We start from the raw sequence: 14283 nt of genomic DNA on the forward strand, positions 1-14283 counted from the left end.
ACGGGCCCGACGGCGGCCGCGCGCTAGACGGGGAAGCCGAAGGTGGCGGCCGGGGCGCCGGCGGCGGCCGCGGCGCGCTCCTCGGCCTCGCGGCGGGCCCGCCGCGTCAGCGGCTGGGGAGCGGCGGGCGCGGGCTCGTAGCTCTGCAGCTCGGCCTCGGCCCGCAGCGCGAACTCGCGCAGCTTCTCGGGCGAGACCGACGAGGCCTTCCGCGGACGCGTGTTGTGCAGACAGAACGTGCCGATCGTCTCGCCGGTCGACGAGTGGATCGGGTGCCCCGCGTAGAAGTAGCCGTGGTTGAGGTCGAGGTACGGGTTGTCCGCGAAGCGCTCGTCCTTGCGGGCGTCCTCGACGACGACCACGTCGTCGGCGGCGACGGTCACGTCGCAGAAGGTCAGCTCGCGGGGGATCGACACCGGCAGCAGCTCGGTGTTCATGGCGTACCAGAGCTTGCTGCCGTCGAGCATGCTGACGACCGCGACGTCGACCCCGAACTCGGCCTCCGCCTCCTTCGCCAGGTCCTTGAGCGCGTCGGAGCCGCCGGTCGCGGCCTGCTGGACCAGGCGATCGCCGCCGCTCCACTCGAAGCTCCGCTGCGGCAGGTGCCGCGGCAGGCGCTCGTCGAGCTGGCCCTGGTGCACGCGGTCGAGGGTCGGAGCGATGCGGTGCGCGATGGTCTGCGCCCAGCGGCGATAGCCCTCGGCGCAGCCGTGCGGCGAGTCGGGGCGGCGGAGGCCGGCCGGCAGGCGGAAGTACTCGAGGGCCGCCTCGGAGGCGACCAGCTCGGTGAGGGCGTTCATGCGCTCGCCGTGCTGCTCGGCGACCGAGCCCAGCAGGCTGTCGAACGCCTTCGCCGAGCGGACGGGCGGCACGCCGACCAGCACGGTGCGCGCGGTCGGGTGGCTGCGGCGCGCGATGGTCGAGACGAGGAGGCGCAGCTCGCGCTCCCAGACGTCGAGGGGCGTCAGGCGCACGGCGTCGTTGAGGCCCACCAGCACCACGACGGTGTCGTAGAGGCCGAGGTCGGTGTCGCGGATCCAGGCCCGCGTCGACTCGATGCTCATCATCTCGTCGCCGACGTAGTCGACCGAGCAGGGGCGCCCGGTGGCCTCCGAGGAGGCGCGCGACAGCTGGCCGACGAGCGCCTGGTCGTGGGTGGACACGCCCCAGCCGTGCGCGGGGCCGTTGCCGACGATGAGGACGGTGTCCGCGTCGCGCGCCGAGGTGCGCGCGGTCGGCTCGTCGCGGGGGGAGAGGACGTGGCGCGACCGCGAGAGCCACCAGAGGTACCAGAGCTTCATCACGGGACGGAGCCGCTCGTACCCGTGCTGATGCGCGCCGGCGACGGCGCTGCCCGTGCCCGTGCCCGTGCTCGGGCGGGCGCCGGGCGTGCCGGTGCTGTCGTGGTCGACCGTCCTGGTCACGTGGTGCTCCTCGGGTGTCGTCTGGGTGCCATCCCGCGCTCCACGCTAGGCGGGGCGTGCCGGGTGCGACATCCCCCAGAACGGGCCGCTGCGCGGTGCAGCCGTCGCCGCGGGCGTGTCCGTCGCCACCGGGCTGCGGCGGCGGCCCGCTCGCGACGGACACGCCCGTTCCCGGGCTGTTTTGAACTACTCAAGGGAAGCGTGCTTAGATGGGGGCATGACCACGACGAGCGAGAGCACCGAGCGCCTCCGGGCGGCCGGCCTGCGGGTGACCGCGCCGCGCCTCGCCGTGCTCGACGCCCTCGACGGGCTGCCGCACGCGCCGGCCGACGTCGTCTTCGCGCGCGTCGCGCTGGGTCTGCCGGGCACCTCCCTGCAGGCGGTCTACGGCGTGCTCGCCGCGCTCACGGGTGCCGGCCTCGTCCGTCGGATCGAGCCGGCCGGCTCCGCCGCGCTCTACGAGCTGCGCACCGGCGACAACCACCACCACGTGGTCTGCTCCGTCTGCGGCAACGTCGCCGACGTCGACTGCGTCGTCGGCCACGCGCCGTGCCTGACCCCATCGAACGACTCCGGCTTCACCGTGCAGACCGCCGAGGTGACCTTCTGGGGCCTCTGCCCGGCGTGCCGCGCCGCGGAGGACGCGCCGCTCGACGGCGAGGTCGTCACCGGACCGGCCGACGCGGGCGTGCCGGTGCTGGACGCGACCGGCCTCGCCGGCGCGACGACCCTGGACGCGACCGGCCTCGCCGACGCGGGGCGCGCCTCCTGAGCTGCACCGCACCTCCTGCGCAGGGCACCGCCCTCCCTTCCTTCCCGGCCGCGCGCCGGGTCTCACGCAACCCGCGACTGAACACCGAACGGAAAGAGGAGTCATGACCGACACGACACCGATCACGACCACCGACAACGGCGCGCCGATCGCCAGCGACGAGCACTCGCAGAGCGTCGGGGCCGACGGTCCCATCGTGCTGCACGACCACGCGCTGGTCGAGAAGCTCGCCAACTTCAACCGCGAGAAGGTGCCGGAGCGCATCGTGCACGCCAAGGGCGGCGGCGCCTTCGGCACGTTCGTCACCACCGGCGACGTCTCGCAGTACACCCGCGCGGCGCTGTTCCAGCCCGGCGTCGAGACCGAGATGCTCGCCCGCTTCTCGACCGTCGCCGGCGAGCAGGGCAGCCCCGACACCTGGCGCGATCCCCGCGGCTTCGCGCTGAAGTTCTACACGAGCGAGGGCAACTACGACCTCGTCGGCAACAACACGCCCGTCTTCTTCATCCGCGACGGCATCAAGTTCCCCGACTTCATCCACTCGCAGAAGCGCCTGCCCGGCTCGCACCTGCGCGACCACGACATGCAGTGGGACTTCTGGACCCTCTCGCCCGAGTCGGCCCACCAGGTGACCTGGCTGATGGGCGACCGCGGCCTGCCCGCGTCGTGGCGCATGATGGACGGCTTCGGCTCGCACACCTACCAGTGGATCAACGCCGCGGGCGAGCGCTCGTGGGTCAAGTACCACTTCAAGTCCGACCAGGGCAACGAGATCCTCACGCAGGCCGACGCCGACCGCATCGCCGGCGAGGACGCGGACTTCCACATCCGCGACCTGTCCGCCGCGATCGAGCGCGAGGAGTTCCCGACCTGGACGATGTCCGTGCAGGTCATGCCCTACGCCGACGCCGCGAGCTACCGCTTCAACCCGTTCGACCTGACGAAGGTCTGGCCGCACAGCGACTACCCGCTGATCGAGGTCGGGAAGATGACCCTGGACCGCAACCCGGAGAACTACTTCGCGCAGATCGAGCAGGCCGCGTTCGCGCCCTCGAACTTCGTGCCCGGCATCGCGACCAGCCCCGACAAGATGCTGCTCGCGCGCATCTTCAGCTACGCCGACGCGCACCGCTACCGCGTGGGCGTCAACCACCAGCAGCTGCCCGTCAACGCGCCGAGGAACGAGGTGCACTCGTACTCGAAGGACGGCGCCGCGCGCTACAGCTTCAGCGACGCCACCGTGCCGGTCTACGCGCCGAACTCGGTCGGCGGTCCCGCGGGTTCGCCGCAGGCCGCGGGCGAGACCCCCGGCTGGGAGAGCGACGGCGAGCTCGTCCGCTCGGCCGCGACGCTGCACCCGGAGGACGACGATTTCGGCCAGGCCGGCTCGCTCGTCCGCGACGTGATGGACGACGAGCAGCGTGACCGCCTGGTCGCCAACATCGTCGGCCACGTGTCGAAGGTCACCCGTCCCGACCTGCTCGAGCGCGTGTTCCAATACTGGAACTCGGTCGACCCGATCCTCGGCTCGCGCGTGCGTGCCGGCGTCTCGCCCGAGGCGCCCGGCTCGAACGAGGACCCGGCGACCGTGGGCGTGCCCGCGTAGCCGTCGGCGTCCGCTGACCAGCACCGCTGGTCGCGTCAGACCGCAGGAGGCGCGATGCCCGCTCGTCGGGCACCGCGCCTCCTGCGTGCGGTCGGGCCCTAGACCATCTGGCCGTTCCAGCGGATGTCGCCGGCGGGCCACTCGGCGGCGGTCGCGCCGACCTCGCGGATCAGCCAGCCCTCGTCCTGGCTGACGAGCACGCCTGCCCCGTCGGCCGAGAAGGCGGTGTAGTGACCAGTGACTGCGTGGCCAGTGACTGCGTGGCCGGTGACTGCGTCCTCGCTCGCGTCGCCCAGCGGCAGCCAGCCGGCACGGCGGTAGAAGCCCTGCACGGCCTCGCCGGTCTCGAGCAGGCCGAACCGGCTGCCGAGGCGCTCGAGCGCGGCGTCGACGTGGCGCAGCAGCGCGCCGCCGAGGCCGGTGCCCTGCGCGGTCGGGCTGACGGCGACCATGCCGACGGCGGTGACGAGCAGGTCGGTCTCGCCGACCGTCACGAACTGGCGGCGGAGCCCGGCGTGCGCGACGACGACGTCCCCGTCGCGGGCGACGACGCGGAGCTCCGGCTGCATGCCGGCCCAGCTGCGCGCCCCGGCGTACCAGTGGTCGTAGGCCTCGAAGGTGCGGGCGAGCATCGCCGCGATGGCCTCGTGGTCGTCGAGCGTGAGGTCGCCCTCGGCGACGGTGCTGAAGGCGGGGGCGGCGGGGGAGGCGTGCTGTGCGGCATCGGGCATGCCTGCGACGCTATCCCCAGAAGTACGGCGCGCCGGGTGTCACGCGCCCAGCGCGCGGGCCGTGACCTCGATCTGGTTCAGCCACGGGTCGTCGAAGGCGAGCACGCGGCCGTCGTCGCGGGTGGCGACGCCGTGGTGCGCCAGGCGTTCGCCGAGGGCGCCCAGGTCGTCGAGGCCCGGCACCTCGATGCGGACGAGTCCGAGGCCGAGAGCCAGCTGCCGCCTCCCTGCTCCGGCGCTCTGCCACGTGTTCATCGCCATGTGGTGGTGGTAGCCGCCGGCGCTGACGAAGAGCGCCTGCGGCCCGAAGCGCGTCGTCGTCTCGAAGCCGAGCTGCTCGACGTAGAACCGGTGGGCGCTGTCGACGTCTCCCACGCTGAGGTGCACGTGGCCGACCGAGGCGGGGCGGGAGGCGGTGGCGACCAGCGCCTCCTCGGTGACGTTCTGCTGCAGGAACGCGTTCGGGTCGAGGGCGAGGGTGGCCATGTCGACCTGGCCGTGGGTCCACGACCAGGCGGTGCGGTCGCGGTCCCAGTAGAGCTCGACGCCGTTGCCCTCGGGGTCGGTGAAGTAGAAGGCCTTGCTGACGAGGTGGTCGGCGCTGCCGGTGAAGCTGCCGGGGTGGCGGCTCGCGACGCCGTACACGGAGGCAGCGAGGTCGGCCTCGGTCTCGAACAGGATCGCGGTGTGGAACAGGCCGGCCTCGCGGGGGCCGGCGTGCCGCAGCTCCGGCGCGTGCTCGAGCACCACGATCGGCGTCGCCCCGCGGCCGAGGACGCTGCGGCCCGCCTCCGCGTCGTGGCTCAGCACCGCGAGCGTGACGGCGTCGCGGTAGTACGCGGTCATCGCGTCGAGGTCGGCCACGCGGAGCGTGACCGCGCCCATGCCCGTGTCGGCGGCGAGCAGGTCGGCGGCGAGTCGGCCAGCTGCGTTCTGACCAGCCGAGGAGGCGCGGGTCGTGTCGACGACGACGGATGCGCCCTCGGCGGCGACGGGAGCCGAGGAGGCGCGGGTCGAGTCGGGACTGCTGGTGTCGGTCATCGGGGCCCTCGGTTCTCGTGCGGTCGCGTGTCTCGGTCCACGCCGGTCGATGACGTGTCACCGACTGGAACCCTCGTGAGTGCCCGAGCATTCCTCTGTCGCAACCCTGTCTCTGTCGGCATGAACCGCGTTCCGAACCATGAACCGCGATAAAACGCGGTTCATGGTCCGGAACGCATTCATCGTGGCGCGGGCACGCGGGCACGCGGGCACGCGCTGGCAGCAGGTCAGTGAGCGGTGAGACGCTCGATCAGCTCGCGGTAGCGGGCGGCCGTGCGCTCGACGATCTCGGGCGGCAGGGCAGGCGGGGTGCCGGTCCTGTCCCAGTTGTCGCTGAGCCAGTTGCGCACGATCTGCTTGTCGAAGCTGTCCGTGCGGCTGCCCCTGCCCGGAGCTCCCGAGCCCGAGTCGGCCCCCGCGGTCCCGGCGGCGGACGCCGCGTCCCAGAAGCGGCTGCTGTCGCTGGTGAGCACCTCGTCCCCGAGGGTCAGCTCGCCGGTGGAGCGGTCGGCCCCGAACTCGAACTTGGTGTCGGCGAGGACGACGCCCCGCGCCTCCGCGACGCCGGAGGCCCGGCGGTAGATGTCGAGCGACGTGTCGCGCAGCGCCGCCGCGACGTCGGCGCCGACGAGCTCGACGGTGCGCTCGAACGAGATGTTCTCGTCGTGCTCGCCGAGCGGCGCCTTGTAGGCGGGCGTGTAGATCGGCTCGGGCAGGCGGTCGCCGTCGTGCAGGCCGGCCGGCAGCTCGATGCCGCACACCCGGCCGGTCTCGCGGTACTCGGCCCAGCCGCTGCCCACCAGGTAGCCGCGCACGACGCACTCGACCGGGTACATGTCGAGCGGCTTGACCAGCATCGCGCGGTCGCGCACCGCAGCAGGCACCGACACGGAGGCGGTGGTCGGGTCGACGAGGTGGTTCGGCACCCCGTCGAGCTGGTCGAACCACCACGTGCTGAGCTGCGTGAGCAGGGCGCCCTTGCCCGGGATGCCGGGCTTGAGCACGACGTCGTAGGCGCTGACGCGGTCGCTGGCGACGACGAGCAGGTGCTCAGCGGTGTCCAGGGCGGCCGCAGCGTCGAGCGTGGCGGCGTCGTCGTGCGAGCCTGCGACGGGGGCCGGCACGTACAGATCGCGGACCTTGCCCGAGTAGGCGTGGACCCAGCCGGCGAGCTCGGGCGCCTCGGCGGTCATCGGGCGACCCGCTCGGCGATGTCCCGGCGGTACTGGCCGCCCTCGAGCCGGATGCGGAGCATCGCGTCGTAGGCGCGTCCGCGGGCCTCGGCGAAGTCGGCGCCCTCGGCGACGACGCTCAGCACGCGGCCGCCGGTGGCGATGAGGCGGTCGTCGAGCCGGGCGGTCGCGGCGTGGGCGACGTGCACGCCGGCGACGGCGGTGGCCTCGTCGAGGCCGGTCAGGGGACGGCCGCTGACGGCGCCCTCGGGGTAGCCCTCGCTCGCGAGCACGACCGTGACCGCGGGCGTCGGCACGAAGCGCGGCGCCTCGTGGTTGCCGAGCGAGCCGGTCGCGGCGGCGAGCAGCAGGCCGCTCAGCGGCGTGATCAGGCGCGGCAGCACGACCTGCGTCTCGGGGTCGCCGAACCGGGCGTTGAACTCGATCACGCGGACGCCCTGCTCGGTGAGGATCAGCCCCGCGTAGAGCAGCCCGATGAACGGCGTGCCCTCCGACTCGAGCTGGTGCACCGTCGGGGTCGCGATGGTGTCGAGCACCTCGTCGACGAAGTCCTTCTCGCTGCCGAAGCGGTCGGCGAGCCACGGCAGCGGCGAGTAGGCGCCCATGCCGCCGGTGTTGGGGCCGGCGTCGCCGTCGAGGAGGCGCTTGTAGTCCTGGGCGGGCGACAGCGGCACGACCGTGTGGCCGTCGCTGAGGAAGAACAGCGAGACCTCGGGCCCGTCGAGGAACTCCTCGACGAGCACCGGCCCGTGCTGCAGCCAGTAGGTGGTGTGCTCGACGGCGGCGTCGCGGCTCTCGGTGACGAGCACGCCCTTGCCCGCGGCGAGCCCGTCGGCCTTGATGACGTAGGGGCTGCCGAACTCGTCGAGCACGGCGACGGCCTCGTCCAGGGTCCCGACACGGGTGGCGCGTCCTGTCGGGACGCCCGCCTCCTCCATGATCCGCTTCGCGAAGGTCTTGCTGCCCTCGAGCGCCGCGGCCTTCTTGCCGGGGCCGAACACCGGCACGCCGCGGGTGCGCAGCGCGTCGGCGACGCCGGCGACGAGGGGCGCCTCGGGCCCGATCACGACCAGCTCGACGTCGTTCTCGAGCGCGTACTCGGCCACCACCGAACCGTTCGACGGGTCGAGGTGCACGACCTCGACCTGAGCCGCGATGCCGGCGTTGCCGGGGGCGGCGACGATCTCGTGCCCCGCGTCTTCGCGCAGCAGCGCGGTGATGATGGCGTGCTCGCGAGCACCGGAACCGAGGACGAGTATGCGCACCCGATGGATCCTACCGAGCCGCGCCTCCCGGCAGTCGGCGTCGGCGGCTCGCGCGCGGGTAGCGTGACGGCATGGCCAGGGCGAGGATCGACGACGCGGCGGGCGCGGCAGCCGTGCAGGAGGCGGTGGTCGCGCTCGCCGAGGACGGCTCGGCACCGCGGACCGTCACCGCCACCGCGGTGCGCTGGCTGCTCCAGGTGCTCGCCGACGGCGAGCCGGGGGCCACGGTGGAGGTGCGGGTGCCGCCGTTCGGCGCCGTCCAGTTCCGTGAGGGGCTGAGCCACACGCGCGGCACGCCGCCCAACGTCGTCGAGACCGACCCGGCCACGTTCATCCGGCTCGCGACGGGCGCCCTGAGCTGGGACGAGGCCGTCGCCGGCGCGCTCGTGTCGGCGTCGGGCAGCCGCGCCGACCTGCGCGGCTACGTGCCCGTGCGGCTGCCGCGGGCCTGAGCGGCACGGCGGGTGCTCCGACGTCGAGCCATGCGGCGGAGCTCGGGGACGCACTCTGGGACAATGAGGGCGTGACCCACGCACCCGACGAACCGCAGCAGCCCGACGAGGCCGTCTCCACGGACGCCCCGGTGCCGCCGGTCGTCGAGCCCGAGCGGTCCGAGCCTGCCGCGGCGGCAGTCGCGGACGAGCCGGAGGAGATCGCGTCGGACGACGAGGTCACCGTGCGCCGGGCCCCGAAGGTGTTCGCGTTCCTGCTGATGGGCGGGGCGCTGGGCGTGCTCGCCTCGCTGATCCTCACGTCGCTGTTCCCCTTCGACCCTGGCACCAGCCCGGCCTCGACCTACGGCTACTTCTCGCTCTGGGGGCTCACGTTCGGCGCCGCCGTGGGTGCCGTCGTCGCCATCGTGGTCGACCGCGTGTCGCTCCGTCGCGCGAAGACCCTGCGGGCCGAGCGCCGTCGCGTGGACGCCCCCGAGCCTCCTGAGGTCGAGGGCGAGCTCGAGTAGAGCGTCAGGCGCGGCGCGGCGCGGGTGACGCCGGACGACCCGCACGACGACCCGCGCTAGGCCCCGCGTGCCGCCCGCAGCCGCGTGAGCAGCTCGGGCCCGCGGGCGTCGAGCAGCTTGCCGCCCCGGTCGACGCCGACGACGAGCAGCACCGTCCCGAGCACGACCCCGACGACCAGGGCGAGCACCCCGAGCAGCAGGCTCCCCGTGACGAGCGACGCGATGCCGAGCGCGAGCTCGGGCACCGCCAGGCCGAACGAGACGAGCCACGTCGCGTACATGCCGAGCGTCGACGTGACCGACGCCCCGGGAGGCGACTTGAACGGGCTCTCACCCGCGGCCGGCACGGGCATGAGGAACTTCGCCGACGCCACGCTCGACGCGCCGAAGCCCGTCAGCATCACGCCGAGCCCCATGCCGAGCAGGGCGGGCAGCACCTGCCAGGCGCCCAGGACGGCGAGCGGCAGGATCGTCGCGAGCAGCACGATCGGCACGGCGAAGAGCGACAGCGTGAGCACGCGTCCCGCCCGGTCGGCCCGGCCGGAGACCCCCGTCGACAGGTGCGCCGCGAACGCGGTGCCGTCGTACGAGACGTCGGCGCAGAGGGTCACGGCGAGCAGGGCCGCGATGCCCGGCCCGATCGCGTAGAGCAGCCACGTGTTGCCGCCGCTACACGCGAGGAACACGGCGAGCACGGGCAGCAGCGGGACGACGACGAGCGAGCCGCCGTAGCGCGGGTCACGCAGCCAGTAGACGGCGGCGCGGGCCGCGACCGCCCCGGTGGGCGTGCCGGGGAACCAGCGGAACGGCCCGAGCCCCTTCGAGGTCGCCGCACGCTCCTCGACGGGAGGCGCGATCAGGGCGGACGCCAGGGCCCGACGCCATGCGAGCAGCAACGGGGCGAGGGTCGCGAGCGCGATCGCCGCCTTGGCCAGCGCCTCCAGCGGCCGCCCGAGGGCGAGCTCGCCGGGCACGGCCCAGGCGGCGCCGAGCGGTGTCCACGCGGCGACCGTCGCGATGCGCGGCAGCTGGTCGACGGCCGAGCCGATGCCCTGGCCGGCGACGCCGATGATCGGGCCGGCGAGGATGACCGGCACGAACACGACGACGCCCATCACCTCGCGGTAGCGCCGACGCGACGCCAGGGCGCTCGTCAGCGACTCGAGCACCCGGGACGCGGCGACGCAGGTGAGCACCCCGACGAGCCCGCTGATCGGGGCGATCACGGCCGAGAGCGGGTGCTGGAGCCAGCTCAGCGACGTCGCGAGGGCGGCGATCGTGGTGACGATTCCGGGGATGCCGAGCACGCCGCAGACCAGCAGGGCGACGAGGAGGCGGTCGGCCGGGATCGGGAACGACCGCAGCTTCTCGACGCTGAGGGTCTGGTCGACCCCGCGCGCGAGCAGCGGCACGACCGCCCAGCCCAGCACCCCGACCGAGCCGACGAGCACCGCGGCCGTCCAGGCCCACTGGGTCGGGGCGAACGACAGGGCGACGAGCCCGGCGACCAGCGCGACGAGGATGCCGATCCCGTAGAGCCCGCCGATGACGAGGGCGACGACCTGCCAGACGCTGCGCTTGAGGCCGTTGCCCATCACCCGCCAGCGGAGGCTCAGGAGGTGCGCAACCACGACGGCCCCTCGTTGTGCTGGCGGCCGCCGACGAGCTCGACGAACCGGTCTTCGAGGGTGGAGCCCGCGCGCACGTCGTCGGTCGTGCCGGCGGCGAGCACCCGCCCGGCCGCCACGACGGCGACGTGGTCGCACATGCGCTGCACGAGGTCCATCGAGTGGCTCGACACGATGACCGTGCCGCCGCCCCGCACGTAGCCCTGCAGGATGTCGCGGATGTTGGCCGCCGAGATCGGGTCGACCGACTCGAACGGCTCGTCGAGCACGAGGAGGCGCGGCGCGTGCACCAGGGCGCAGGCCAGCGCCGCCTTCTTGGTCATGCCCGCGCTGTAGTCGACGACGAGCGTGCCGGCGGCCTCGCGCAGGTCGAGGAGGTCGAGCAGGTCGGCGACCCGGGAGGCGACGGTCTCGCGGTCGATGCCGTTGAGGAGGCCGTGGTACGTGATCAGCTGCTCGCCGGTCAGCCGGTCGAACAGGGCGATGCCGTCGCTCAGCACGCCCACCAGCGACTTCGCGTGCGTGGGGTCGCGCCAGACGTCGTGCCCGAGCACCTCGATGCTGCCCGCGTCGGGGCGGAGGAGGCCCGTCGCCATCGACAGGGTCGTCGTCTTGCCGGCGCCGTTCGGCCCGACCAGGCCGTAGAACGAGCCGGCCGGCACCTCGAGGTCGACGCCGTCGACGGCGATCTTCTCGCCGAAGCGCTTCCGCAGGCCCGTGATGCGGAGGGCCGGGGTCGCCCCGGGCCCCGTGGAGACGGGCTCGGCGGGCGTGAGCACGTCGGGGACGGGCGCGGCCGCCTGCGGCGGAGTCGATGCTGCCGGGGTCGATGCTGCTGGGGTCGGTGCGGCCGGGTGGTCGGGGAGGGAGCTGTCGTCGCTCATGCGCACGAGCCTATTGACCACCGCCGACGGCGACCACCGCCGCTCGGATGACCGGCGGGTGAGGGGAGGAGCCAGGCCGGGTCAGCTGAGCTGGTTGGCCTCGACCCAGGCGAGGTACTCGGAGCTGACCGTGCCCGTCACGTAGTCGCCCGTGAAGCAGCTCATCTCGAGGTCGGTGACCTCGCTGCCCTCGATGATGGCGGCCTGCATGTCCGCCACCTCCTGGTAGATCAGGTGGTCGGCGCCGAGCTCGCGCGCGATCTCGGGGATCTTGCGGTCGTGGGCGACCAGCTCGTGCCGCGACGGCATGTTGATGCCGTACACGTGCGGGTAGCGCACCGGAGGCGCGGCGGAGGTGAACGTGACCTCGTTCGCCCCGGCGGCGCGCGCCATCTCGACGATCTCGCGCGAGGTGGTGCCGCGGACGATCGAGTCGTCGACGATCAGGATGTTCTTGCCCTTGAACTCGCTCGACATGGCGTTGAGCTTCTGGCGCACCGATCGCTTGCGCTCGGCCTGCCCGGGCATGATGAAGGTGCGGCCGACGTAGCGGTTCTTGTAGAAGCCCTCGCGGTACTCGATGCCGAGCTTCTGCGCGACCTGCATGGCGGCGGGGCGCGACGAGTCGGGGATCGGCATGACGACGTCGATGTCGCCGGTCGGCGCGTACCGGGCGATCGTGTCGGCCAGGCGGTCGCCGAGGCGGAGGCGCGCGTCGTAGACCGAGATGCCGTTCATGACCGAGTCGGGGCGCGCGAGGTAGACGTACTCGAACGAGCAGGGGATCAGCCGCGGCCGAGCGTGGCACTGCTTCGATACCATCTCGCCGTCGAGCGAGACGAAGACGGCCTCGCCGGGGGCGACGTCGCGGACGATCTCGTAGCCGCCCGACTCGAGCACGAGCGACTCGCTCGCGACGATCCACTCGTCGCGCTGCCCGTCGGCGGCCTTGCGGCGGCCGAGCACGAGCGGACGGATGCCGAACGGGTCGCGGAACGCGAGCAGCCCGTGGCCGGCGATCATCGCGATGGCCGCGTACGAGCCCTCGACGCGCTCGTGCACGCGGGCCACGGCGGCGAAGATCTGCTCGGGGTCGAGGTCGGTGCCGTTGACCTGTTCTTGCAGCTCGTGCGCCAGCACGTTGACGAGCAGCTCGGTGTCGCTGTTCGTGTTGAGGTGGCGACGGTCGACGTGGAACAGCTCGCTCGTGAGCTCGCGCGTGTTCGTCAGGTTGCCGTTGTGCACGAGCACGATGCCGTAGGGCGCGTTCACGTAGAACGGCTGGGCCTCTTGCTCGTTGGTCGCCGCGCCCTTGGTGGCGTAGCGCACGTGGCCGAGGCCCATCGTGCCGAGGAGGCCGCGCATGTCGCGGGTGCGGAAGCCCTCGCGGACCTGCCCCTTGGTCTTGTGCACGTGGAAGATGCCCCGCTCGGCGGTCGCGATGCCGGTCGAGTCCTGGCCGCGGTGCTGCAGCAGGAGGAGGGAGTCGTAGACGAGTTGATTAGCTGGCTCGTGCGCGACGAGACCGACGATGCCGCACATGCGGATCTGGCTCCAGACCGTAGAGTTGGGGTTACTGCGTCAGTCTAGAGCGACACCGAACGGATGAACGAATGGCGACTCCCGCTGCCCCCTCGACCAGCGCCTCCTACGCCGCGGCGGGGGTCGACACAGCCGCGGGCGACCGCGCGGTCGAGCTGATGAAGGCGGCGGTCAGCGCCACCCACGGGCCCGGCGTCGTCGGCGGGTTCGGCGGGTTCGCCGGCCTGTTCGACGTGTCGTTCCTCAAGTCGTTCGAGCGTCCGCTGCTGGCCACCTCGACCGACGGGGTCGGCACCAAGGTCGCCATCGCCCAGGCCCTCGACAAGCACGACACCATCGGGCAGGACCTGGTCGGCATGGTCGTCGACGACATCGTCGTGGTCGGGGCGCGTCCGCTGATGATGACCGACTACATCGCGTGCGGCCGGGTCGTCCCGGCACGCATCGCCTCCATCGTCGAGGGCATCGCGCGAGCCTGCAGCGCCACGGGCACGGCCCTGGTCGGCGGCGAGACGGCGGAGCACCCCGGCCTGCTCGGCCCGGACGACTACGACGTCGCCGGTGCCGCTGTCGGCGCGGTCGAGGCCGGCCAGCAGCTCGGCTCGCACCTCGTCCGCGACGGCGACGTCGTGCTCGCCCTGGCGTCGTCCGGGCTGCACTCGAACGGCTTCTCGCTCGTCCGCCACGTCCTGCGGTCGGCCGACCTCGGCTACGAGGACACTCTCCCCGAGCTGTCGGGCACGATCGGCGAGGCCCTGCTCGAGCCGACCCGCCTCTACACGTCGCCGCTGCTGCGCGTGCTCGACGACCCGGCGCTCGCCGGGGCGGTCCACTCGCTCAGCCACGTCACCGGCGGCGGCATCGCGGCGAACCTCGCCCGCGTCCTCCCGCTCGGCTCGTCGACCGAGGTCGACCGGGGCACCTGGTCGCCCGACCCCGTCTTCCGCGTGCTGAGCGACCTCGCGGGCTCGACGCTCGAGTCGAGCGAGGGCACCTGGAACCTCGGCATCGGCATGATCGCCGTCGTCGACGCCACCTCGGCCGACGCCGTGACCGCGGCCCTCGTCGCCGACGGCATCGCGACGTGGCAGGTCGGCACGGTCTCGACCGCGGCCCGCGACCTGACCGGGTTCGAGCAGGGCGCCAAGGGCGTCGACGGCGGGTCCGTGCGCCTGGTCGGCAGCTTCCGGGCCTAGTGGTCCGCCGCTGACCCGCGGCCTACGCTGATGTCACACG

At 73.1% G+C, this 14283-nt stretch carries 12 protein-coding genes and 1 pseudogene; 5 read left to right on the forward strand and 8 right to left on the reverse strand.

Annotated features, from left to right (window positions below; all coding sequences use genetic code 11):
• Window positions 1-23: 23 nt before the first annotated feature.
• Entirely contained in the window at window positions 24-1424 is a 1401-nt protein-coding gene (locus EDF18_RS15530) for a GAF domain-containing protein (protein WP_123548757.1), read from the reverse strand.
• Window positions 1425-1641: 217 nt separating this feature from the next.
• Between EDF18_RS15530 and EDF18_RS15535 the strand changes: the two are divergent.
• Together EDF18_RS15535 and EDF18_RS15540 are read left to right on the forward strand one after the other, a co-directional pair.
• A pseudogene (locus EDF18_RS15535) lies at window positions 1642-2061 on the forward strand (Fur family transcriptional regulator); the annotation flags it as partial.
• Window positions 2062-2299: 238 nt separating this feature from the next.
• Complete coding sequence (locus EDF18_RS15540; protein WP_123548759.1) at window positions 2300-3802, forward strand: catalase; 1503 nt, start codon at window positions 2300-2302, stop codon at window positions 3800-3802.
• Window positions 3803-3900: 98 nt separating this feature from the next.
• On the opposite strand, the gene EDF18_RS15545 is transcribed toward EDF18_RS15540, so the two are convergent.
• The 4 genes from EDF18_RS15545 to purD form a co-directional block, all read right to left on the reverse strand.
• Window positions 3901-4533 carry a GNAT family N-acetyltransferase gene (locus tag EDF18_RS15545; protein WP_123548760.1) on the reverse strand — a complete coding sequence of 211 codons (633 nt, stop codon included), beginning with the start codon at window positions 4531-4533 and terminating at the stop codon, window positions 3901-3903.
• Between the two features lie 39 nt (window positions 4534-4572).
• Window positions 4573-5418, reverse strand: a complete 846-nt coding sequence (locus EDF18_RS15550) for a VOC family protein (RefSeq protein WP_123548855.1) — start codon at window positions 5416-5418, stop codon at window positions 4573-4575.
• 383 nt (window positions 5419-5801) lie between these two features.
• Window positions 5802-6767: a phosphoribosylaminoimidazolesuccinocarboxamide synthase gene (locus tag EDF18_RS15555; protein WP_123548761.1), complete on the reverse strand. Its 966-nt coding sequence runs from the start codon at window positions 6765-6767 to the stop codon at window positions 5802-5804.
• Window positions 6764-8032 (reverse strand): phosphoribosylamine--glycine ligase, encoded by a 1269-nt coding sequence (purD, locus tag EDF18_RS15560; RefSeq protein WP_123548762.1) that lies wholly within the window; start codon window positions 8030-8032, stop codon window positions 6764-6766. The genes EDF18_RS15555 and purD overlap by 4 nt, the downstream gene beginning before the upstream one ends.
• A 71-nt stretch (window positions 8033-8103) precedes the next feature.
• Here purD and EDF18_RS15565 point away from each other — a divergent pair, with 71 nt between their 5' ends.
• Window positions 8104-8484, forward strand: coding sequence for a sterol carrier family protein (locus EDF18_RS15565; RefSeq protein WP_123548763.1), 381 nt, complete (start codon window positions 8104-8106; stop codon window positions 8482-8484).
• Between the two features lie 71 nt (window positions 8485-8555).
• Entirely contained in the window at window positions 8556-8993 is a 438-nt protein-coding gene (locus EDF18_RS15570; protein WP_123548764.1) for a hypothetical protein, read from the forward strand.
• Between the two features lie 56 nt (window positions 8994-9049).
• Here EDF18_RS15570 and EDF18_RS15575 read toward each other — a convergent pair whose 3' ends face one another.
• The 3 genes from EDF18_RS15575 to purF form a co-directional block, all read right to left on the reverse strand.
• Window positions 9050-10624, reverse strand: a complete 1575-nt coding sequence (locus EDF18_RS15575) for a transporter (RefSeq protein ID WP_199732474.1) — start codon at window positions 10622-10624, stop codon at window positions 9050-9052.
• On the reverse strand, window positions 10606-11505 hold the full coding sequence (locus tag EDF18_RS15580; protein WP_123548765.1) for an ABC transporter ATP-binding protein: 900 nt from the start codon (window positions 11503-11505) through the stop codon (window positions 10606-10608). Before EDF18_RS15580 ends, EDF18_RS15575 begins: the two co-directional genes overlap by 19 nt.
• A gap of 81 nt (window positions 11506-11586) precedes the next feature.
• Window positions 11587-13047: an amidophosphoribosyltransferase gene (gene purF, locus EDF18_RS15585; protein WP_123548766.1), complete on the reverse strand. Its 1461-nt coding sequence runs from the start codon at window positions 13045-13047 to the stop codon at window positions 11587-11589.
• Between the two features lie 71 nt (window positions 13048-13118).
• Here purF and purM point away from each other — a divergent pair, with 71 nt between their 5' ends.
• Window positions 13119-14243 (forward strand): phosphoribosylformylglycinamidine cyclo-ligase, encoded by a 1125-nt coding sequence (gene purM / locus EDF18_RS15590; protein WP_123548767.1) that lies wholly within the window; start codon window positions 13119-13121, stop codon window positions 14241-14243.
• The last annotated feature ends 40 nt before the right edge of the window (window positions 14244-14283 follow it).

The organism is Frigoribacterium sp. PhB107, from assembly GCF_003751515.1.
Classification (GTDB): Bacteria; Actinomycetota; Actinomycetes; order Actinomycetales; family Microbacteriaceae; genus Frigoribacterium.

Bases quoted from the DNA above. Each gene is read 5' to 3' on its own strand.
- EDF18_RS15540 (WP_123548759.1), top strand. From the start codon at position 2,300: ATGACCGACACGACACCGATCACGACCACCGACAACGGCGCGCCGATC.
- EDF18_RS15545 (WP_123548760.1), bottom strand. From the start codon at position 4,533: ATGCCCGATGCCGCACAGCACGCCTCCCCCGCCGCCCCCGCCTTCAGC.
- EDF18_RS15550 (WP_123548855.1), bottom strand. From the start codon at position 5,418: ATGGGCGCGGTCACGCTCCGCGTGGCCGACCTCGACGCGATGACCGCG.
- EDF18_RS15555 (WP_123548761.1), bottom strand. From the start codon at position 6,767: ATGACCGCCGAGGCGCCCGAGCTCGCCGGCTGGGTCCACGCCTACTCG.
- EDF18_RS15565 (WP_123548763.1), top strand. From the start codon at position 8,104: ATGGCCAGGGCGAGGATCGACGACGCGGCGGGCGCGGCAGCCGTGCAG.
- EDF18_RS15580 (WP_123548765.1), bottom strand. From the start codon at position 11,505: ATGAGCGACGACAGCTCCCTCCCCGACCACCCGGCCGCACCGACCCCA.
- purF (WP_123548766.1), bottom strand. From the start codon at position 13,047: ATGTGCGGCATCGTCGGTCTCGTCGCGCACGAGCCAGCTAATCAACTC.
- purM (WP_123548767.1), top strand. From the start codon at position 13,119: ATGGCGACTCCCGCTGCCCCCTCGACCAGCGCCTCCTACGCCGCGGCG.